Origin of the sequence: Bacteroides sp. MSK.20.82 (assembly GCF_019052485.1) — a bacterium.
GTDB lineage: Bacteria > Bacteroidota > Bacteroidia > Bacteroidales > Bacteroidaceae > Bacteroides > Bacteroides thetaiotaomicron.
This window is the reverse complement of record NZ_JAHQUN010000020.1, coordinates 32,568-54,594: the sequence shown is the minus strand read 5'-3', so window position 1 is coordinate 54,594 and position 22,027 is coordinate 32,568. Positions and strand designations below refer to the sequence as shown.

Sequence of the window (22,027 nt, the reverse complement as noted above, 5' to 3'; positions counted from 1 at the left end):
GATTATAATTCCGATACTTCTTATTTGAGATATTCTTCTACAGGAGTATACCATTTGCCAACCTTGAATTCGATCTCACTTTCTACTCCGATATGATCTGCCATTTTTTGGTAATCATGAATCATTCGGTTCAGTATTTCAGGCTCCCTATCTGCGAGATTCCGCATTTCAGTAGGATCATTCTTCAAGTTGTATAGCCTCCATTTCGGCTCTTTATATTCCTGCACTATTTTCCATTCTCCGTCACGCAGCATTTTGTTGCCTTCGTGTTCCACAATGGTCGGTTTGGTTTGCTTTACCAGTTCTCCCTTTAATAAAGGCAGTAAGGATATACCTTCCATTGGAGGTACTTTATGGCCGCCACGCGAAGAGGGATAAGTAGCGCCTGTAAGTTTCACCAAAGTAGGCATGATATCTACTATATGTCCGTAATTGTCTTTTTGAATAGTGCCGTTCAGACTTTTATCAATTCCATTCGGATAGGAAACAATAAACGGTGTGTTGCAACCTCCTTCATGACCGTGATGTTTGTACAAGAAGAATGGTGCATTAGCAACGTCTGCCCAGGCAGCACCCAGAAAAACTGTACTCCCCGCTGAACCGGGATTCTTTCCAGCAAAGCGTCCTTCTATGCCCGGTTCTCCATTTCCACCATTGTCCGAAAGGAGGATAATCAGGGTATTATCCAGCACACCTTTTTCTTTTAAATGTTCTACCACACGCCCGATACTCCGATCTACTTCCTCAATAACAGCTGCATAAATAGCCATCTGCATGTCATAGCGCTCCTTTTCTTCCTGAGTCAGTGAATCCCATTCCGGAACCTTGGGATTACGAGGTGTTAACTGGTCAGGACGCTCGAATAACCCTAATTCTAATTGCTTTTTGAATCGTGCATTACGCACATCTTCCCATCCCTTCATATATTTTCCCTTATATTTATTGATGGTTTCTACAGGAGCCTGCAAGGGAAAATGTGCAGCATTATGTGCCAGATACCAAAAGAAGGGCTGTTTTTCTTCAATAGCTTCATCAATAAACTTTAATCCAAAATCTGTCCACAAATGAGTAGAATACCAATTTTCAGGTAAACGATCATCATCGAATCCAATTTCTTCATCATTCAAATAAAGATTTCGTTGGTTGGTTCTTTCTTTTTTATTCTTCTTCAATGATTTGTCAGAAGAAAAATAATAGCCGCCAAACGGAGCGTTCAGTGAACGGTCAAATCCTCTGCTTATTGGAGTAACACCTTGAAAATATCCTAAATGCCATTTACCTGTCATGACATTAAAATATCCAGCTGTTTTCAATGCTTCAGGCAAGAAAACATTATTCTCATTTGGATATCCCTGATATGCCGGATAACCCGGAACTTTCCCTAAAGCACCATTCCCAACTTGATGAGGATATAAACCAGTAATCAACGAAGCCCTGGTTGGCGCACTCCGAGCCTGGTTATAAAAATGACGTAGTCTAATACCATTTTCAGCAAGCCGATCTATATTAGGAGTATTTATTTCCGAACCATAACATCCGAAATCGGAATATCCGACATCATCCAATAATATAAGGACAATATTAGGTTTTGATACATTCTGCTGGGCCAATACAGGACAAGCACCTATTGACGCACCAAGGGTCAACATAAAAGTATAATCTATTCTTTTCATGGCTATATATTATTTTTTATTATTAGGAAATGGAATTAAAACTTTTGTCTCAGCTGCCCATACGGCCCATTTGTCCGATAACTGTTTAAGGATATCCGGATGAACGGCTGACAAATCACAAGCCTCCACGCGGTCTTTCCCGATATCATATAATTCCCAAACTTTTCCTTCCTGATCCCATACCGCTTTCCAGTTTTTCCAACGGACAGCTCTATTACCCTGATGTTCCCAATACATATATTCATGAATGGAAGAAACTTTTCCTTTTATAGCCGGCATAAGATCAGTGCCCACTAAAGGATGTATCTTATTACCATTGTGAAAGGTAGAAGGATATGTGGCACCAGTTACATTCAGTATGGTCGGCATGATATCCGGAAGATATCCGGGAACGTGGCACCATGTATTTTCAAAACCTTTCAAACGATTTTTCCATGTAATTATCAACGGAGTAGATATTCCCCCTTCGTATGCACGTTGTTTGTACTTTCTGAATGGAGTATTTGAGGTCTGAGCCCAAGCTTTGCCATACGAAGGATGGCCGCTTACCGCCGGATTATTGATATCTTTTTGCTTGCCACCACCAAGTTCATTATGCGGTTCGGCACATGCCCCGTTATCAGACATGAAAAAGATCAAAGTATTATCCAACTTTCCACTCTTTTTCAGGCTCTCAATCAGTTTTCCTATGTTATAATCCATACAATGCACTTGTGCAGCATAAACAGCCATTCTATAAGCTGTATGATCTTTTTCTGCTTCAGAGAGCTCTTCCCACTGACGATTCTCCCATTCAGCAAAACCGATCTCTGAGTCGATTATTCCTAAATCGGCCATACGTTTATGGCGTTCTTTACGAATCTGGTCCCAGCCTTTCGTACGATACAGTTCATAATATTTCTCTATATCTGCTTCTTTAGCTTGTAAAGGCCAATGCGGAGCATTATATGCTAAATATAAGAAAAAGGGAGTATTATCTTTTTGTTCATTTATAAAATTAACGGCATAGTCTGTAAACGCATCGGTAGTATAATAAGGTGCCTCGGGTGCAGGTAACTTTTCGTTGTCTAGGACCAATCCTCTTTCACCTTCTGGCCTCAGATAACTGCAAGCCCCTGCCAATATACCATAAAAACGTTCAAAACCACGCTGCAAAGGCCATTTTTCCATGCCATGCATCCCTAAATGCCATTTGCCCGTCATATAGGTATGGTAACCTGAACTTTTAAGAACTTCGGCAATAGTCACACAATTACGGTTCAAAGCCCCCCTATATTCAGCAACACCCCAGTCTTTCGGATCTTTATCGACATTTTTAAAAGGATCTTCTGACATCCATCCTATCCCAGCTTGATGTTGATACAAACCAGTCATAAGACTTGCCCGGGTTGGGCAGGAACGAGAAGTATTATAAAATTGAGTCAGCCGGATTCCCTGTAACGCCAAACTATCAATATGCGGGGTTTCTATCTCGCTACCATAACATCCGATATCGGAATAACCCATATCATCTGCCAATATCATAACTATGTTCGGACGCTCTTGTCCCGAGAGATTTCCAAACTGTAAAAAGGATAAAGCAACTATGCCTCCTATTCTTTTTCGAGATATAAAATTACCATCCATCATAATACATATTGTTTTATATACTTCTATTATTTCCACATTGGCTTGATAACATTTTCTTTATCAATCGTTATACTATATACGTCATTTTCCTTTTTTAAGATTAACGGAACAATGCGTGTCTTACGCGGCTGCACAATTGAATCTGAATGATGAACATGATATACATAGTAATATCTTCCGTCCAAACCTTTAAACAAATCCCCATGTCCGGAGCCGTTTTCGTGGACGATGCTTCGGTGAATAATAGGATTGTTTGCATGCTTCTTCCACGGACCGTAAGGAGACGTAGACGTAGCATATCCCACAGCATAATCTATATTCTTGAAATGATTGGCAGAATAGAACAAATAATATAAATCATCGAGTTTGACAACAGTAGGACCTTCCATTACTGGTGCCGATTTATAATTAGGCGTTCTTTCCCATGCCTCCGTATTATCGAAACACTTTTTCAGAGTTTCGGGCTTAATACAGCCTTTCTGCAAGTCAAATTCAGCTACCCACAGATAATTTCCTTTGTTGAAACGTACATGATACAAGTAGTACTTTCCATCTGAATCTTTGAATAAAAATGAATCGATATTTTTGGCCGTCTCGTCAATAGGACGTATGGAGTCTTGTCTGAATGGACCATATACAGAGTTGGAGGATGCCAGTGCAGTATGTTCATTAGCCGTATATGTCAGATAATACCTATTTCCTTCCTTAAATAATTGCGGAGCCCAGAATCCTCTTTCACCATAAGCGGAATCTCCCTTGCGTAGTATCAACTGAAGAGTATCTCCATTAGCAGTCTTCCATTCCTTCAAATCTGTAGATTCGAATATAGCAAATCCATTAGGTTCTCTATTGCGCGTACCTGTGAGATAATACTTGCCATTTTCTACAAATATAGTCGGATCTGCAAAGGTAATTTCATTCAATTTATCGTCTGTTTTTTCTTCTTTTGCAGTCTTGCAACATACACAAGCTAAAATGGTGAATGTCGCCAATAAAAATTGGATGAGTGTTTTCATATGATTCTAAAAAGTTAAACGTTATTTATGTATGATTGTGATGCAGCAAAAGTAAAAGAAAAAAGGTGTAGACGATAGAAAATATGTTTTATTATGAGCACACATGTTCAGAAACTATCCTTCTACACCAATTCCTGCAAAACAATCTAATACCTAATCAATCAAATGCTTTCCAGAAGGGGTTATCGGGCTTATTTTAATGGTTCTTCTTCCACCTCACTACGATAAAATCCATCTGTTTGCACAAAAAATTCCTGCTTTAACCGCTCAAGCAGTTCCGGATGTCTGCCAGCTACATTAGATTTCTGTCCCTTGTCTGATTTTACATCAAACAGACTGAATTCATCCAAGTTCCCCAATTCATTTCCGGTCAGGTTTCTTTGCGAACCTTTATAAGGTGGCATCATAATCCAGTCACCACTGCGGTAACCCAGTCTGCCTTGAGCTTCAATAATCAAATTTTCACGAGCTTTCAGTTCTGTTCCCATGAATGCATTTAAATAGTTGCGACTATCCAGTCCATCCGGCAGAGTGGCTCCCACCATGCTTCCTAAAGACGCCAACAAGTCCATCTGGCAGACTAGTGCATCCGATTTTACAGGCTGAATCTTTCCTTTCCAATAAACGAATAAAGGAATATGTGTACCTCCATCGAACAAACTATATTTACCACCACGTAATCCTCCGGCAGGAGCGTGCTTGCCAGCCAGTTCGGGAGCACCATCTTTATATCCATCATTCAAAACCGGACCATTGTCACTTGAAAAAATAATCAGAGTCTTTTCCAGAAGTCCTTCTTTCTTCAAATAAGTTAGTAATTCACCCACACACCAGTCTGCTTCCACAATTGCATCTCCACGAGGTCCCATAGTCGTTTTCCCAACAAAACGTTGATGAGGCGCGCGTGGCACATGAGGTTCATGCAAACCATAATAAAGAAAGAATGAAGAGTCTCTGTGTTCAGTAATAAAGTTCTTTACCTTGTCTACAAAATAATCAGCCATATCTTCGTCTTTCCAACGGGCTTTCTTCCCACCTTTCATATAACCGATACGGGGTATTCCATTTACAATCGAATTATTATGTCCGTGCGCCCATTGCATTTTCAGCATTTCGGGATTGGATATAGCAGTCGGCTCCCCCTCAAAGTTCTGTTCATAACTCACCTCAATAGGATCTGACGGATCACGACCTACCACATCCCCATTTTCTACATAAACAGTCGGAACGCGGTCATTTGTTGCCGCAATCAGACAAGAGTAATCAAAGCCAATCTCTTTTGCTCCCGGCTTGACTGTCTCATTCCAATTGACATTTCCATTTCCCATGCCCAAATGCCATTTTCCGATAGCTCCGGTCACATAACCACACTCTCGCATCATCTTTGGTAAAGTGTATTGGCTCTCGTTGATAATAAGAGGAGCATCACCCGGAAGGATTTTTGCATCTTTATTCTTCCATGGATACATTCCGGTCATTAGGGCATAACGACTGGGGGTAGAAGTAGCCGAAGTAGCATATCCATTTGTGAAACAAACTCCCCCACGGGCAAGACTGTCAATATTCGGTGTATGAATAGTAGTTGAACCATAAGCACTGACATCACCGAACCCCAGATCATCAGCAAGAATGACAATCACATTCGGCTTTTCTTCTACCTGCTGTGAAGTGCAACCTGCTAAAGATAACGCAGGAACAAGATAGATTATTTTTTTCATAATATTATATAGTTTATAATGATGCAAATTTAGTCAGTGCTTATTTATTTAAATAGAACATATGTTTAATAATAGGGAGTAATGTCCATCCATATCTATAAATGCACTATCTTAATATACAAACCTAACTTCACATCACCCCAATTTAACTCCCTTACGCTATTTGAAGTACCCCATATATCAAAGACCAAATTAAAAAATTGGAGGGTGACTGTTTTACAACCACCATCCTTTGCTGGTTATTGTTCTAAGTTAGTAATTTTATTCACTTTTACTTTTGCGTTTCAATTGTAAAAGCATCTTTTTTTCATAACTTTGTCCTCTGTATCCTTATTGTCTTTTTCTGTCGGAATATAACTTAATGATCCGGGATACTTCATAACATATGCAGATTCGACTACTACAACTAGCTGTTTTACTCATTTGCCTGTCCGGATGCATCGATAGACATACGAATACTCCCGCATTTTATGTCTGGAAAAGCAAATTGAGTGCAGAAGACGCGGATACTGCTTATCTGAATACACTCGGAGTCCAAAAGATATATGCCCGTATGTTCGATGTAGACAATAAAGGAAATGGGGCATTCCCTACGGCAGACTATTCGCCTTCTTCCGGCAATCCCGACTTTCAGCAAGAGGTAGTCCCCGTTATATTTATCACCAACCAAACCATCCTGCAATGTCCTGCCGCAGATATAGAAAAGCTTGCCCGCAATTGCGCCGACCGGATAGATACCGTTTACCGTTCGCATTTCAACAAGCTCCCAAATGAATATCAGTTCGACTGCGACTGGACGGTAAAGACAAAAGAAAACTACTTCAACTTCCTGAAACACATCCGGAAACTAAGGAAAGGAGCCCTGGTAAGTTGCACCATCCGCCTTCATCAAATCAAGTTCAAGGACAAAACCGGAATACCTCCTGTGGACAAGGGAACGCTGATGTATTACGCTTCATCGGAACCTACGGACTTCGAAAACAAAAACACCATATTAAACAATAAAGACGCTGCTTCATATATCAAAGACGTCGGCTCCTATCCGCTGCATCTGGACATCGCCCTGCCGCTCTACAGTTGGGGAATAGTGAGAAATCCGTTCGGACAGATTAAACTGATTAACGGAATCCGCCAAGCTACTATCGGCGCACATCCCGAATATTATAAACAAACGAAAGAAGGTGTCTACAACATACTCCAATCGCACTATCTGGGCGGAGTATGGGTGAACAAAGACTACGAACTCAAAGTAGAAGAGGTCAGCCCGGAAACCTTGCTCGAAGCGGCCCAACTCCTACAAAGGAAACTACGAAAAGAGAACAGGGAAATCATCTTCTACCATCTGGACAAAGAGATTCTCAAACAATATTCCACACAACAATTAACTAACATCATAAACGCTTTCTCATGAAATACCTGAAACGTTCTATCCTCACACTCGCCATAGCGGTGATTCCCTTCCACTCCTACGTCAACGGATGCGGAGGCGATTACTACGATTATATGAACTACTATAATCTTTTCGACCAACTTCTTTTAGAGAACAAAGGTCTGCAACCTTTCCTCCTGACCACAGACTACGCATTCTATGGAGAAGACACGAATCCGGACGCCGAACAGCAGCCCGACGAGAACCTGAATGCGTGGATGACATTCTTCAAGAAAAACAACACCCTGCAAGAGATGGATACAGCACAGTTCAAAACATTGCTCTATTCCGCTTCTTACCAGTCGTTAAAGCAACCTTCTTCCCCATACGTCATCGCCCTGAACAAGACAGACGCAGGAAAGCAGACCCTCACTTACCTACAATATGCAAAGGAACTGGAACCCTACGCGCAACTATCAGAAAACGATGGCTGGTGGGACATGAAACGTGCCGCCTCCCCTTCGGAAGAGACGTACGCCCACTACAAAAACAAAGGGCTGGAACTCTACCAGCACTGCCCATATCATGAACTAAAATTAAGATACGGCTACCAGCTCGTACGCTTGGCGCACTATATGCGCAACAAGAACAATGAAGCCATCCGAATGTATAACCTATACGTGAAACCTCTCAAACAGGAACATTATATCTACTACGCCGCCCTTGAACAAACAGCCGGCGCCCTCTACAACATAGGCAAACTGGCAAATGCCAACTACCTCTACTCCCGTGTGTTCGACCATTCGGACAACAGAAAGAAAATAGCCTATTCCAGTTTCAGAATCCAAAGCGAAGTAGACTGGAACGAAGCGATGACCTGGTGTAAAGACAATCGGGAGAAAGCGGCCATGTACGCGCTCCGAGGGTATAATACCTTCTCCAACGAACTGGAAGAGGTGGAAAATATTCTCGAAATATATCCCGAATCCCCCTATATCAAGCTGCTCGCCATCCGTTATATCAACAAGATGGAAAGGAATGTGCTGACCCGCTACAATCATTCGAATGCCACAGATGACACAAGCTCATTCATGCAGCCTTCCGGAAAAGTACTTGCAGAGTATGAACGCGGACAGAAGGTTATCAAAGCAGTGATGAATCACCCCAAAGTGAGCGACAAAGACTTTTGGGCTCTCTACCTGGCACACCTGTCGTTCCTCTGCAAAGACTACCAACAAGCAGCCGCACTCATCGACTCCGTCCGAACCACGAAACCCGAATTGCTGAAACAAAAAAGCCGTACACAATTCAGCCTCTATCTGGCACAACTGAAGTTTATCGGTACAGACGAAGAAAAAACGATCCGCCAATACCTGCAAACGAGTAATGCCGATGAAGATTTCATCAACGAAATTGTCGGTCATCTCTATAAGATGCAGAAGGACTACGGCAAAGCATTCCTTACTCACAACCGTATAGAGGACTTACGCCAGAATCCGGATCCGAATATTATCAACTCACTCATGAGTAATGCTGAGAAAGAAAATGACCAAGCACTGTTAACCCAGCTTTACGAATTGGAAGGAACTTACTTCCTGCGCATGAATAACTTTGAAGAAGCTGCGAAATGGTTTGCCAAAGTTCCGCCATCTTACAGTATCACTCACTATGATTACGATTATGAAACAGAGAAATATATTCCTGTAGAAATCCTGCCGAACGAGTTCAACGGCTATTCAAAAATCTCCCCATTGATATTCAGTAATGGATTCAAGAGACTGTTTAGTGTACCTGCCGATTCGCAGCTGACAGATACGATGTACGAACAGTATCCCTACCTGAACCAAGAACACGATAAGGCTACATTGACCGCTGCCCTGATGCAACTGGAAAAAGAAAGCCAGATGATGACGGAAGAAAGCGCACGAGCTGCCTATATGCTGGCCAACTATTATTATAACATATCCCCTACCGGTTACTACAGGAATATTCCCACGTACTTCAGAGATAATTCCTACTGTTGGTCTGCGTATGGATCATACGGCTCGGCAGTTTCAAACCGTATTCCCGATTACAGCAAAGAGTACAATTACAGGGACTTCACCCAAGAATACATGACTATCAACAACATGGAGAACGCCCTTGCCCTCTACGAACAGGCTGCCACTTACTTTACCGATCGTGAATGGAAAGCACGCGCATTGTTTATGGCATCCTCCTGTACAATGGACCTTTATGCCCAAAACTGGTGGGATAACTGGAACAACATCCTCGACCCTGATTTTAAACGGTCGGATGAAGAAAAGAAGGTGGACAGCTATTTCTACCAACTGGCAAAATCCTATTCCGACACGCAGTTCTTCAAGCAAGCTGTGCACGAATGCAAATATTTTGACTACTACGTAAAGAATGAATTCTAATTCTCCCAACCATTATTTATAATATGAGAACAACAACATTTAAAACTAAGATTGCAGCTGTCGCTATGTTACTGACAGGACTGACATTATCTTCTTCCTTGCTTGCACAAGACATTTCGGGCACTTGGCATGGTAAACTCTCCCTTCCTGCCGGCTCGTTAACCATTGTATTCCATATCAAGCATACGGAACAGGGAACTTATGTGGCAACTCTTGACAGCCCCGATCAGGGAACCAAAGATATAAAAACAGAAACAACTTCTTTTCAAGACTCTACACTGACTGTTCAGATACCGATTATCCATGCCTCTTATAAAGGGAAACTGAATGCGGACCAAACCATTACCGGCACATTCACACAAGGAATGCCCCTCCCATTGAATCTGACGAAAGGAGAGTTTAGCGGACCTAAACGCCCGCAGGAGCCTCAGCCACCTTTTCCTTATAAGGTCGAGGAAGTCAGCGTAAAGAATACGCAGGACGGAATCACTCTGGCAGGCACATTAACCCTTCCGGAGAAAGGGAGTAAATTTCCGGCTGTAGTATTGGTTACAGGAAGTGGTGCTCAAAACAGAGATGAAGAAATCATGGGGCATAAACCTTTTCTTGTTATCGCCGATTATCTGACACGTAACGGAATTGCCGTACTAAGATGCGATGACCGTGGCACAGCTGCTTCACAAGGAGATTATGCAAGTGCTACCAATGAAGATTTTGCAAAAGATACGGAAGCAGCGCTGAACTATCTACGCAGCAGAAAAGAAATTAATACCCGGAAAATCGGCATTATCGGACATAGCTGCGGTGGAACAATCGCATTTGATATTGCCGCCAAAGACCCCAACATCTCATTTATCATATCATTGGCAGGAGCTGCCGTGCGAGGTGACAGCTTGATGCTTAAACAAGTGGAATTGATTTCCAAGTCGCAAGGGATGCCCGATCCGGTGTGGCAGACAATGAAACCATCCGTTCGCCACAGATACTCTTTATTACAGCAAACGGCCAAGTCGTCGGATGAAATCAGAAAAGAGGTGTACGCTGATGTTACCAGAACCATGTCTGCCGAACAGTTGAAAAACCTGAATACCGTACAACAACTATCTGCCCAAATAAACTCCATGACCTCGCCGTGGTATCTCCACTTTATGAGATACGATCCGACTGCAAGTCTGAAAAAAATAAAGTGTCCGGTCCTCGCATTAAACGGAGAAAAAGACATTCAAGTAGATGCCGATATGAATCTGACTGCTATCAAGCAGCACATCAGCGAGAACGGAAACAAGAATGTAACAATCAAAGCCTATCCAAATCTAAACCACTTGTTTCAGACTTGTGAGAAAGGAACTTTAGCCGAATACGGACAACTGGAAGAGACGATAAATCCGGAAGTCTTGAAAGACATGACTGAGTGGATAAAGAAGCAGCAATAAGTTTACTAATGATATACTTTGGGGGCAGTATTTCTTAATATCACATTCTTTTTTTTCCAATTCTTGCAAATGTTTGAAGAATTTGCAAGAATTGGAAAGGATTGGAAAGGATTGGAAAGAAAGGCAACTAACTATAAAGCACAATGCCACATCAAACCTATTACTTTAAACATACACAGACATTGTGCAAATTGATTTAAATCAAAATCGTTCATGACGAACTCATTCTGAGAGATTTTGTTTTACCTTTGCACCCCGTAAAAATACGCTAAATAAAGAAGGTAAAAAGTAACAGGTATCAGGTTGAGTTTCGTATGAAGAAGAGTCTTATTGCATTGGCATTCGGTACCCTCGGATTGGGTATCGCCGAGTTTGTAATGATGGGTATACTGCCCGATGTAGCCAGAGATTTAAAGATTAGCATCCCTGCTGCCGGACATTTCATTTCCGCCTACGCACTAGGCGTTTGTGTCGGCGCCCCTGTATTGACATTAGCACGTAAATATCCACTAAAACATATATTGCTGGTATTAGTCACGCTGATTATGGTAGGTAATATCTGTGCGGCATTATCACCTAACTACTGGATGCTGCTTATCTCCCGCTTCATCTCCGGACTTCCTCACGGAGCCTATTTCGGGGTCGGTTCTATCGTCGCGGAAAGGCTCGCCGATAAAGGCAAGAGTTCAGAAGCTGTCTCCATCATGATAGCCGGAATGACCATCGCCAACCTGTTCGGCGTACCGCTGGGAACTTCTTTAAGCACCATGCTTTCGTGGCGGGCTACCTTCCTGCTGGTAGGTCTTTGGGGAATCGTCATTCTGTATTACATCTGGCGTTGGGTTCCTCAGGTAGAAGGGCTGAAAGATACCGGTTTCAAAGGACAGTTCCGCTTTCTCAAAACTCCGGCTCCCTGGCTCATTCTGGGTGCTACGGCATTAGGTAATGGCGGCGTATTCTGCTGGTATAGCTATATCAATCCAATGCTCACTCATATCTCCGGTTTCTCTGCCGAAAGTATCACCCCGCTGATGATTCTTGCCGGATTCGGTATGGTCATGGGAAATCTGATCAGCGGGCGGCTCTCCGACCGCTACACTCCCGGAAAGGTAGGAACTGCCGCACAAGCACTGATCTGCCTGATGCTATTGCTTATCTTCTTCCTTTCTCCCTACAAATGGGCGGCTGCGCTATTGATGTGCCTCTGCACCGCAGGACTGTTTGCCGTATCCAGTCCGGAACAGATATTGATTATCCGTGTAGCCAAAGGAGGCGAAATGCTCGGAGCTGCCTGTGTACAGGTAGCGTTCAATCTGGGAAATGCCATCGGAGCTTATGCAGGAGGACTGGCAATCAGCGGCGGCTACCGTTATCCCGCCCTGACGGGTGTTCCGTTCGCATTGATCGGCTTCATCCTTTTCCTGATCTTTTATAAGAAGTATCAAGCCAAATACTAAACTTTGAGTCAAAGCAAGCCACTGGTAAATAACTTAATCCAAAGAAAAATAAATCACCCCAAGTAATACCGTAATACCCCAAACAAAACATACTTTTCTGCCGCCAAACGCAGATTAATGGGTTTTAATTGCAAATTAACTCTGTATTAATCGCCATCACACTATTTTATTAATGCCTCCCCTATAATTTTGCATCTGACGTACTTTCTCAATAAACAGATGAAAAACAATGAATGCTTTAAAAAAAAGTTGGATGTTATACTTGTGCATACTATGTGGATGGACAAGTGTGTCGGTAGATGCAAAACAGGACGATAAAACAGCGGGAAGATACACTCTTTCTCTGGATGGTGGAGAATGGCATTTATGGCAGGACAAGCAGGCGGAATGGAAAAACGATAAACTGTTTCTGCCGGAAGATGCTACGGATTTGTCACTCCTTCCTGTGAATGTTCCGACAGGAGGCTGGGAACAACTGAATCCGGCCAATGCCACAGCCGTGCAGGTGCCGGGAACCGTGGAGGAATATTGTACAGTTTCCAGTCGCCCAAGTCCGGACGATGGAGCAGGAGTCAGCTGGTGGTTTAGAACTATCAAACTCCCGGCAACACTGAAAGGCAGACGGGTGCTGATTCATTTTGAATCGGTCCGTATGCGTGCCGAGATTTATCTGGACAGGAAGCTGGTGGGATATGATATGATTGGAGAATCCCCCTTTGACGTGGATATTACAGAAGCGGTGAAACCCGGTGAAGAGCAACTTCTGGCAGTGCGGGTGACACATCCGGGAGGTAATTTCCATTGGCAGGACTTCACGGAGATGAATTGGGGCAGCTATCAGATACCGCCCGGAAGGTCATTCGGAGGAATCATAGGGCGGGTACGTCTGGATGCAGTCTCTCCTTTGTTCATATCAGACATCTATATGCAGAACCAACCGGAATATACCAAAGTGAAAGCGATTCTGACAGTGAACAATACCCTGATGAATACAGAAAAGGGGCAGCTCATGTTCACAGTTGCAGAAAAGGAAAACCCATCGAGAATTATAGCTCGCAGGGATTTGAAGAACGTTATCTTGCAAAAGGGAGAAAATACGATAACCATGGACCTGAACTGCCCGAATGCGAAACTCTGGAATCTGGATTCCCCGCATCTGTACGTTTGCCGGGTCGAACTCAAATCGGCTAAAAGAATATGGGATGCAGATTCCCGGACTTTCGGTTTCCGCTGGTTTGAACCGACAGGGATTGGAAAAGATGCCCAGTTGAGACTGAACGGGCAGCGGGTGATGCTGCTTACCGCCATCAGTTGGGGATATTGGCCTGTGGGCGGCTTGTATGCCACTCCGGAAATGGCCGAAAAACAGATACTTACAGCCAAGGCTTTAGGACTGAATATGCTGAATTTCCATCGTTCCATCGGTTCACCGGTAGTGCTCGAAAAAGCAGATGAACTGGGACTGCTATATCTGGAAGAGCCGGGAGCTTTTCACTCCGCAGGACACGATCCCTTCATCCGGACCATAGTCAATACCAAACTGCAACGAATGATCTTGCGGGACAGAAGTCATCCAAGTCTCGTCATTTATAATCTGATAAATGAATGGGGAGGTCCTCGTGCCAGAGATAAAGAACTGACTGCCCTGCGTATGGAAGACATGAAAAAGGCGCATGCCATTGATCCGAGCCGGGTGATGACTTTTACTTCCGGATGGGCTTCTGCCGAACATTCGGAAGAGGATGCCAAGGCAAATCTGTTACCTTTCGATTCGGTACTGCACCGGAAGGGATGGTTCGACAATCATCGCGCCGCAGGGCCTGCCACTTGGGAGGAAGATTACTATAGAGGTCCGAAAGACAATCTGATGTATACGGACAACCGGACCGAAATCTATATACGGGGCGAAGAAGGTGCTCTTTCAACTCCTCCCCGCATTGCCGAAATTGCCAAAGAAATAGAACAGACCGGAATCAAGGGGTGGGACGGATTATTCTGGAAGAATCAATATGAGGCATTTCAGCAGTTTTTCCATGAGAAGAACCTGGCACCTTACTTCGGCTCCATTGACTCGCTGACACGCGCCATGGGAGATGTCTCTTTCGACCATCAAGGACGGCGCATTCAAGGAATGCGTATGCAGAATACAGGAGACGTTTATGCAGTGAACGGCTGGGAAGCGATGCCGTATGACAACCATTCCGGCATTGTAGACATCTACCGGAACTGCAAAGGAAATCCTTCCACCTTTACTTACTATACCCAACCGCTCTATGTAGCGGTCTCTCCCCGCACACAGTTTGTACACCTGCCGGGAAAAGTACCGGTCGATTTCTACATCGTTAATGAAAAAAATCTTTCCGGAAAATACCGTTTATCAGTATTTGTCTGCACACCCGACGGGAAGGAAGGAAAACACATCGAAAAAGAGGTGCACATTACCGGAGGAGACTGTTTCGGACAGCTATTATTGGAGCACTGCCAGTTGGAAATAGAAGGAGTTTCCGGTTTATATCAAGTCAAGGCGCAATTACGGAATGCGTCGGGACACCTGTGCGCCGAAGGGAAAGATGAAGTACTTGGCATTTACTGGGATAAGAAGCAATTGAAAGGAAAAGGTGCTTTATATGGTACTCCCGATGATCCTGTTGCTACCTTTTACCAGAAAGCAACCGGATGCGAGCTTCCTGCTTTCCATTCGGATATAGAGAAACTGGACTGGATTGTAGTGACACGTTCATCCCTGGATGCGCCGCAGCCTGTTCCTGTTGAAGCATTTTGTCAGAAAGAAGGCAAATCGGTTTTGGAACTCTCTCTTTATAAAGACGATGACTTACGTACATTGGCGGGGGTGACCCAAGACAACAAGATAGACCGTACTTTCGCAGACGGTGCCCAACCGGACCCCTTGCTTCCTGCCAACCAATCTTTTTCAGCTATCTGGGATGGGAAATTAAAAGCCCCTCAGTCCGGCACCTATATGATTGGGGTTACTTCCGATCAGGGAATGCGTCTTTCCGTCAACGGACAGCGTATTGTTGATGAATGGAGAAATAATAAAGAATTGACCGTCGTTCGCCCTTTCTTGTTGAAAGCAGGTGATGAGGTCGCTGTCCGTGTGGAATACAGTCAACGCAATCCCACGGGAAGCGTACAATTAGTCTGGTCTCTTCCGGACCATGCGGCGATTGCTCCCCAAGAGTTATTGGATCGCGTAAAGGAAGACGGTACTTCATTGCTCTTGTTAAAATCGGCCGAGTCATGGATGGATGCTGTGAGCGCATATACAGGTTCGGCTTATCATGGCTATTATTCCGTAGGAAAGAACTGGGTAGGCGGCGTTCATTTCGTGAAAGAACATCCTCTTTTCAACGGTCTTCCGGTCAATGTAGCAATGGGATGGCCTTATCAAGCCCTGGTGCGTAACGGCGACCGGCGTTTAGGGCTACATATAGATAATGAAGAATTAGTGGCAGGCTCATACGGCAGTGCTCCGTTTAATCTTGGCTCTGCTGTCGGAATCATCTCTTGCGGAAAAGGGAAAATCTATTATTCAACCTTAGATTTGGTTGATAACCTGAATAATCCTGCGGCTGCGGCTGATGTAGCCCGCAAGTTGTTTTGCAACTTTATTCTTTTAAGTAAGGATAGATAATGCGAATCAGTAATAGCTATAAAGCAATCGGGTAGTTATTGCAAGAAAAAATAATTCTGAAAGGAGAGAATATTTTCTCTCCTTTTGCTTGAAAATCAACAAGATATTTTTATATTTGCGAGAAGTGTGAGCCTTTTGTACCTAATCACTTTAAAAAACGACGAATATGACACAACAGTATCTGTTCGACCGCTTCTCGCAGCAAGCGTTGCAAACCCTGCATCGCTACCGTGCTGTTATGTTCAGTCCCACCTGCCACCCTATGTAAATTGCATTTGAGATTCTTATTTTCTTAATTTCCATAATCTACATAGATCAGATTAGTATGGACAAACAATATCAACCGACCCTTACCGAAGTACAGGATTGGGTACTCAAACTGTACAATACCTGTGAACAAACCATCACAGAAGCCGAACGCCGCGAACAGCATAAATACGCTGTCATGGTACAACGTCCGCAGGACAAGAAATTCCTCGTGAAGATGCTGGATGAATCTTCGCAAATCCGTGACCGAAGGATACTTGCCAAACGTATCAAAACCCTTCTCGACCAATACGGCGTTCCCGAATTTCTGAACAAGCGGGACAGCTTCCTGTTCAAAATGTATCAGGCATTCGGCCATCATTTCGACTTTATCGCCATCCCCATCATCAAGAAGCGCCTGCGCATGAACACCTCGCAGGTCATCATCAACGAAGCGCGTCCGCAACTCACGAAGCATCTGGCCATCCGTGCAAAGGAGAAAATCGGGCAGAACGTCAACCTGCTGGGCGAAGTGGTGCTCGGCAACGGAGAAGCCGACCATCGTTACCACCATTATCTGAAAGCGCTCGAATCACCCGACATCAACTACATATCAGTGAAAATATCGGGAATCTATGCGCAGACACACGCCTTGAATTATGAAGAAAGTTTTCCGGAACTCATTTCGCGAATGTCCGCGCTTTATCAGAAAGCGATTGATTTCCCCTATACGGACGAAGAAGGAGTCAGACGATCCAAGTTTATCAATCTGGATATGGAGGAGTACAAAGATACCCATTTCACATTACGCCTCTTCAAGACAGTGCTCAGCCTGCCGCAGTTCAAGAACTATTCCGCCGGAATCGTCGTTCAGGCATATCTGCCGGACGCATACGACTTTCAGACCGAACTGATCGAATTTGCCAAAGCACGTGTGGCAGAAGGCGGTGCTCCGATCAAGATGCGTCTGGTGAAAGGCTGCAACCTGGAAATGGAAACCGTCATCTCTTCGCTGAGAGGCTGGCCCAATCCGATCCGCCCTTCCAAAGAAGAAGTAGACGCCAACTACCTGCATCTGCTGGAACGGGCACTGATGCCCGAAAACGCAAGGGTATTGCATCTTGGAGTAGCTTCCCATAACCTGTTCTCCATCGCCTACGCCTATCTGCTGGCTCAGAAATATGGTACAGCCGAATACATGACCTTCGAAATGCTGGAAGGGATGGCGAACCACCTATGGAGAGCCCAATCCATGCTCGGCAACCGGGTGATTCTTTATACTCCCGTAGTGAAAAACGAACATTTTCTGAATGCCGTCTCATATCTCGTCCGCCGGATGGATGAGAATACGGCACCTGATAACTTCCTGACTCACTCTTTCAATCTGAGACCGAACACAAAAGAGTGGGATTTCCTGGCTAAGCAGTTCGAAGATGCCTACGCCATGAAAGATCAACTGAGTCATGTGTCCCCACGCACACAGAATCGCAATCTTCCTTACACGCCCGTCCCACCGGCAGACGTCCTGAAGAATGAACCGGACACGGACTTCGACCTGCCACAGAATCAGGAATGGGTGCGTTCTATCTTCTCCAAATGGAAGAAAGACGGAACGGAACAGCCGGAAATCATTCCGCTGCAAATAGGTGCGGAAACGGTGGTATGCGAAAGCCGCTACCCATATACAGACCGTTGTCAGGACGATGAAGTCTGTATCTGTGAAATGTCGCAGGCGGACAGCGCACAAGTGGAGAAAATCATCGAAATTGCAGAGGCAGACCCTGCCGGATGGAGAAAGACCACACTCGAAGAACGCCACCGGATCATGTACGAAGCAGCCAACCGGCTCGCCGATATGCGGGGCGATCTGATAGGCTGTATGTGTGCCGTGACGGGTAAAACCGTCATTGAAGGTGATGTAGAAGTATCGGAAGCGGTAGACTATGCCCGTTTCTATACGACAGCGATGAAGAAGTTTGCCGCGCTGGATGACGTAGAAATGAAACCGAAAGGCACCATACTGGTCATCTCCCCGTGGAACTTCCCCTGTGCCATCCCTGTGGGCGGCATAGTAGCCGGACTGGCGGGAGGAAATACCGTTATACTGAAACCTGCCACCGTAGCCGCCCCTGTTGCGTGGATGTTTGCCAAGGCATTCTGGGATGCCGGTGTGCCGAAGGAAGCGCTGCAAGTCATCATCACCCGCCGGGAAGCACTGAAAGTACTGACTACCGCCCCCGCCATCAAACATATCATTCTGACAGGAGGAACGGACACCGCACAGAATATCGCAAAAGCCAATCCGACCACTCCGTTATCGGCAGAAACGGGAGGTAAAAACGTTATTATCCTCACAGCGTCGGGCGACCGTGACCACGCCATCATGAACATCGTCACTTCTGCCTTCGGCAATGCCGGACAGAAGTGTTCCGCCTGTTCGCTGTTGTTAGTCGAACGTTCCGTATACGAAGACGAAAACTTCCGTAGCAAGCTGAAAGATGCGGCGACAAGCCTGAAAACCGGCAGTGTGTGGAATGCCGGAAATATCGTCGGTCCGATGATTACCAACAAGAACGATAAGTTACTGCAAGCCTTCAACCTCGAACCGGGTGAGTCATGGCTGGTTCCCCCGCGTTTCATCGACCGCAGAGAGTACATCCTTGCACCAACTGTCAAATGGGGAGTAAAACCGGAAAGTTTCTCATTCCGCACCGAATTGTTCGGTCCCCTGCTGAGCGTGGCCTGTATCGAGAACCTTGAAGAAGGAATCAGGCTGGTGAACGGGTTGGATTACGGATTGACCTCCGGCCTGCAAAGTCTGGATGAAAAGGAGCAGAAGCTGTGGAAGAACTCCGTAATGGCAGGAAACCTGTATATCAACCGGGGAATTACCGGAGCCATCGTCAACCGGCAACCATTCGGAGGAATGAAACTATCCGCCTTCGGTGGTGGTATCAAAGCAGGTGGCCCCAACTACTGTACCTGTTTCCTCGAAATCACCGACAAACCGGACAGCCGGACCGACTACCGACAGAGTTATGCCAAAGCCTATCAGGAAGAGTTCTCAAAACCGAGAGACGTCAACCGGCTATATGGAGAACAAAACCTCTTCCGCTATCTGCCTTTGAAGAACATGATTCTACGCCTCTTCCCGAAAGATACAGACGAAGAAGCGACGATGATTGCACACGCCGCCCGTATATGCAGAACTCCGCTCACCATCAGTTTTGGCCCGACAGATGATCGTAGCAGCAGACTTGCCGGACTCGGCTGCACACTCCGGAAAGAATCATTAGAGGACTTCCTGAAAGAATTGCCCGAATATGAAAGAGTACGTACCTGTTCGCCGGATATACCCGATGTCATGTACGAACGGGCAGCGGAAACCAATAAATACATTGCGACAGCACCGCCTGTGAAGCAAGGGCGCATCGAGCTGATACACTATATCAAGGAGCAAAGCATCGCCTTTGAGTATCACCGGTATGGCAGTATTTCGGAAGTACCGCCTTGCGAATAACGAATACTGAAATCCCCCTTATTCTTAATTACTCTCAAATAGAAAGTAAAGCCAGAGAATAAGGGGATTTTTTAAGAACTCACTAAAGATGAAATTATCATAGTGACAGAATAAAATCAATTCAAAGTATTAATGGCACCATATTGCCGTTTCTGCTGACAGATACATTTTGAAAAGAACGCCAGTCAGCTCTCAGAGAAAGAATAGGATGTATCAATATGCAGACTATTTGCATATCATTTCCGTTTTATTGGAAGATTATGCAAAGGAGTCGTTACTTGACACGCAGAATATATATATCCAACCTACAGAACATTAATAGCTGATATGTCAGCTAACCTTATCCAACGTGTTGGTCATATATATCCAACGTGTCAGTCAACCTTATCCAAAGCATCAAGCCTTCATATTTGACAAGAAGGGCATGGTTGCCCAATTATTAGCCTTGTAAAGATTCAGATACCGCCCTATTTATGAACAAAATACAGATTTTCATTCGCATATTTTCCCCCACTCCCGCCGTCGGGCAGGAAAACGGCATTCTGAAGAGACTAAAAATTCATTTTGTCAATTTGCTCAAAACCTTTTTCCAGCCAGCACAATTATCAGAAAAAGACAGAAAGTGCACCAAGTTTCCCTCATTAGCTCAAAAAATGATTATCTTTGCAAACTAAAATGAGCAGGCTGGCAATCAAAACTGTTTTTATCGGGAGATTAGCGCCAAGTCGCTGCTCACATGATATGATTCATTGATAATAAAAGAAATAATAGATTAATATGGCATTGCAATGTGGTATTGTCGGACTTCCGAACGTAGGTAAATCGACACTTTTCAACTGTTTGTCAAACGCAAAAGCGCAAGCGGCAAACTTCCCCTTCTGTACAATCGAACCGAATGTAGGCGTAATCACCGTTCCCGACGAACGCCTGAACGCACTGGCAGAACTGGTACATCCCCAACGGATTGTCCCCACGACTGTAGAAATCGTAGACATCGCCGGACTGGTGAAAGGTGCAAGCAAAGGCGAAGGACTGGGAAACAAATTCCTTGCCAATATCCGCGAAACAGACGCAATCATCCATGTACTCCGCTGCTTCGACGATGATAACGTGACCCACGTAGACGGAAGCGTAAACCCCGTCCGTGACAAAGAAATCATCGACTACGAACTTCAGCTGAAAGACCTGGAAACCATCGAAAGCCGTATCCAGAAAGTACAGAAACAGGCTCAGACCGGTGGCGACAAGGCTGCAAAGCAGGCTTATGACGTACTCATTCAATACAAGGATGCACTGGAACAAGGCAAATCCGCCCGCACCGTCACTTTCGAAACGAAAGACGAACAAAAGATCGCTCACGAACTCTTCCTGTTGACCAGCAAACCCGTGATGTACGTCTGCAACGTAGACGAAGCAAGTGCGGTAAACGGCAACAAATACGTAGACATGGTGCGTGAAGCCGTGAAAGACGAAAACGCAGAAATCCTCGTTGTCGCCGCAAAAACCGAAGCAGACATCGCCGAACTGGAAACATACGAAGACCGTCAGATGTTCCTTGCCGAAGTAGGGCTGGAAGAATCGGGCGTCGCACGTCTTATCAAGTCAGCTTACAAGCTGCTGAACCTCGAAACTTACTTCACAGCCGGTGTACAGGAAGTACGTGCATGGACTTACGAGAAAGGATGGAAAGCTCCGCAATGCGCAGGCGTCATCCATACCGATTTCGAGAAAGGATTTATCCGCGCGGAAGTAATCAAATACGATGATTATATCCAGTACGGCTCCGAAGCGGCTGTCAAGGAAGCCGGAAAACTCGGTGTGGAAGGAAAAGAATATGTGGTGCAGGACGGCGACATCATGCACTTCCGATTCAACGTTTAAACTCAAACAG

11 protein-coding genes are annotated in these 22,027 nt (G+C 44.8%); 7 read left to right on the top strand and 4 right to left on the bottom strand.

The features are described from left to right. Nucleotides 1–20: 20 nt before the first annotated feature. The 4 genes from KTR07_RS16335 to KTR07_RS16320 all read right to left on the bottom strand — a co-directional run bounded on the left by KTR07_RS16335 (nt 21) and on the right by KTR07_RS16320 (nt 6,036). Complete coding sequence (locus tag KTR07_RS16335; RefSeq protein ID WP_008767370.1) at nt 21–1,673, bottom strand: arylsulfatase; 1,653 nt, start codon at nt 1,671–1,673, stop codon at nt 21–23. 9 nt (nt 1,674–1,682) lie between these two features. Then, nucleotides 1,683–3,197, bottom strand: coding sequence for an arylsulfatase (locus KTR07_RS16330; protein WP_225011800.1), 1,515 nt, complete (start codon nt 3,195–3,197; stop codon nt 1,683–1,685). 131 nt (nt 3,198–3,328) lie between these two features. Then, complete coding sequence (locus KTR07_RS16325; RefSeq protein ID WP_008767372.1) at nt 3,329–4,318, bottom strand: glycoside hydrolase family 43 protein; 990 nt, start codon at nt 4,316–4,318, stop codon at nt 3,329–3,331. 191 nt (nt 4,319–4,509) lie between these two features. After that, entirely contained in the window at nt 4,510–6,036 is a 1,527-nt protein-coding gene (locus tag KTR07_RS16320) for a sulfatase-like hydrolase/transferase (RefSeq protein WP_008767373.1), read from the bottom strand. A 385-nt stretch (nt 6,037–6,421) separates the two neighbouring features. Here KTR07_RS16320 and KTR07_RS16315 point away from each other — a divergent pair, with 385 nt between their 5' ends. The 7 genes from KTR07_RS16315 (at nt 6,422) to ychF (ending at nt 22,017) form a co-directional block, all read left to right on the top strand. After that, nucleotides 6,422–7,447, top strand: coding sequence for a hypothetical protein (locus KTR07_RS16315; RefSeq protein WP_008767375.1), 1,026 nt, complete (start codon nt 6,422–6,424; stop codon nt 7,445–7,447). Beyond that, nucleotides 7,444–9,825, top strand: a complete 2,382-nt coding sequence (locus KTR07_RS16310; protein WP_113748015.1) for a hypothetical protein — start codon at nt 7,444–7,446, stop codon at nt 9,823–9,825. Before KTR07_RS16315 ends, KTR07_RS16310 begins: the two co-directional genes overlap by 4 nt. Nucleotides 9,826–9,848: 23 nt before the next feature. Beyond that, the gene (locus tag KTR07_RS16305) at nt 9,849–11,258 is read left to right on the top strand and encodes a S9 family peptidase (protein ID WP_048696934.1); all 1,410 of its coding nucleotides are present in this window, start codon (nt 9,849–9,851) and stop codon (nt 11,256–11,258) included. 314 nt (nt 11,259–11,572) lie between these two features. Continuing rightward, nucleotides 11,573–12,715 (top strand): MFS transporter AraJ, encoded by a 1,143-nt coding sequence (gene araJ / locus KTR07_RS16300; RefSeq protein ID WP_011108639.1) that lies wholly within the window; start codon nt 11,573–11,575, stop codon nt 12,713–12,715. A gap of 253 nt (nt 12,716–12,968) precedes the next feature. Continuing rightward, nucleotides 12,969–16,370 (top strand): PA14 domain-containing protein, encoded by a 3,402-nt coding sequence (locus KTR07_RS16295; RefSeq protein ID WP_011108640.1) that lies wholly within the window; start codon nt 12,969–12,971, stop codon nt 16,368–16,370. A gap of 325 nt (nt 16,371–16,695) precedes the next feature. After that, on the top strand, nt 16,696–20,136 hold the full coding sequence (locus KTR07_RS16290) for a bifunctional proline dehydrogenase/L-glutamate gamma-semialdehyde dehydrogenase (RefSeq protein ID WP_048696927.1): 3,441 nt from the start codon (nt 16,696–16,698) through the stop codon (nt 20,134–20,136). Nucleotides 20,137–20,913: 777 nt separating this feature from the next. Then, on the top strand, nt 20,914–22,017 hold the full coding sequence (gene ychF / locus KTR07_RS16285; protein WP_011108642.1) for a redox-regulated ATPase YchF: 1,104 nt from the start codon (nt 20,914–20,916) through the stop codon (nt 22,015–22,017). The last annotated feature ends 10 nt before the right edge of the window (nt 22,018–22,027 follow it).

What these genes read in the sequence shown, in the direction of transcription:
- KTR07_RS16320 (WP_008767373.1), bottom strand. Translation starts at nt 6,036, where the DNA reads ATGAAAAAAATAATCTATCTTGTTCCTGCGTTATCTTTAGCAGGTTGC.
- ychF (WP_011108642.1), top strand. Translation starts at nt 20,914, where the DNA reads ATGGCATTGCAATGTGGTATTGTCGGACTTCCGAACGTAGGTAAATCG.
- KTR07_RS16305 (WP_048696934.1), top strand. Translation starts at nt 9,849, where the DNA reads ATGAGAACAACAACATTTAAAACTAAGATTGCAGCTGTCGCTATGTTA.
- KTR07_RS16295 (WP_011108640.1), top strand. Translation starts at nt 12,969, where the DNA reads ATGTTATACTTGTGCATACTATGTGGATGGACAAGTGTGTCGGTAGAT.
- KTR07_RS16290 (WP_048696927.1), top strand. Translation starts at nt 16,696, where the DNA reads ATGGACAAACAATATCAACCGACCCTTACCGAAGTACAGGATTGGGTA.
- KTR07_RS16315 (WP_008767375.1), top strand. Translation starts at nt 6,422, where the DNA reads ATGCAGATTCGACTACTACAACTAGCTGTTTTACTCATTTGCCTGTCC.
- KTR07_RS16325 (WP_008767372.1), bottom strand. Translation starts at nt 4,318, where the DNA reads ATGAAAACACTCATCCAATTTTTATTGGCGACATTCACCATTTTAGCT.
- KTR07_RS16330 (WP_225011800.1), bottom strand. Translation starts at nt 3,197, where the DNA reads ATGATATTGGCAGATGATATGGGTTATTCCGATATCGGATGTTATGGT.
- araJ (WP_011108639.1), top strand. Translation starts at nt 11,573, where the DNA reads ATGAAGAAGAGTCTTATTGCATTGGCATTCGGTACCCTCGGATTGGGT.
- KTR07_RS16335 (WP_008767370.1), bottom strand. Translation starts at nt 1,673, where the DNA reads ATGAAAAGAATAGATTATACTTTTATGTTGACCCTTGGTGCGTCAATA.
- KTR07_RS16310 (WP_113748015.1), top strand. Translation starts at nt 7,444, where the DNA reads ATGAAATACCTGAAACGTTCTATCCTCACACTCGCCATAGCGGTGATT.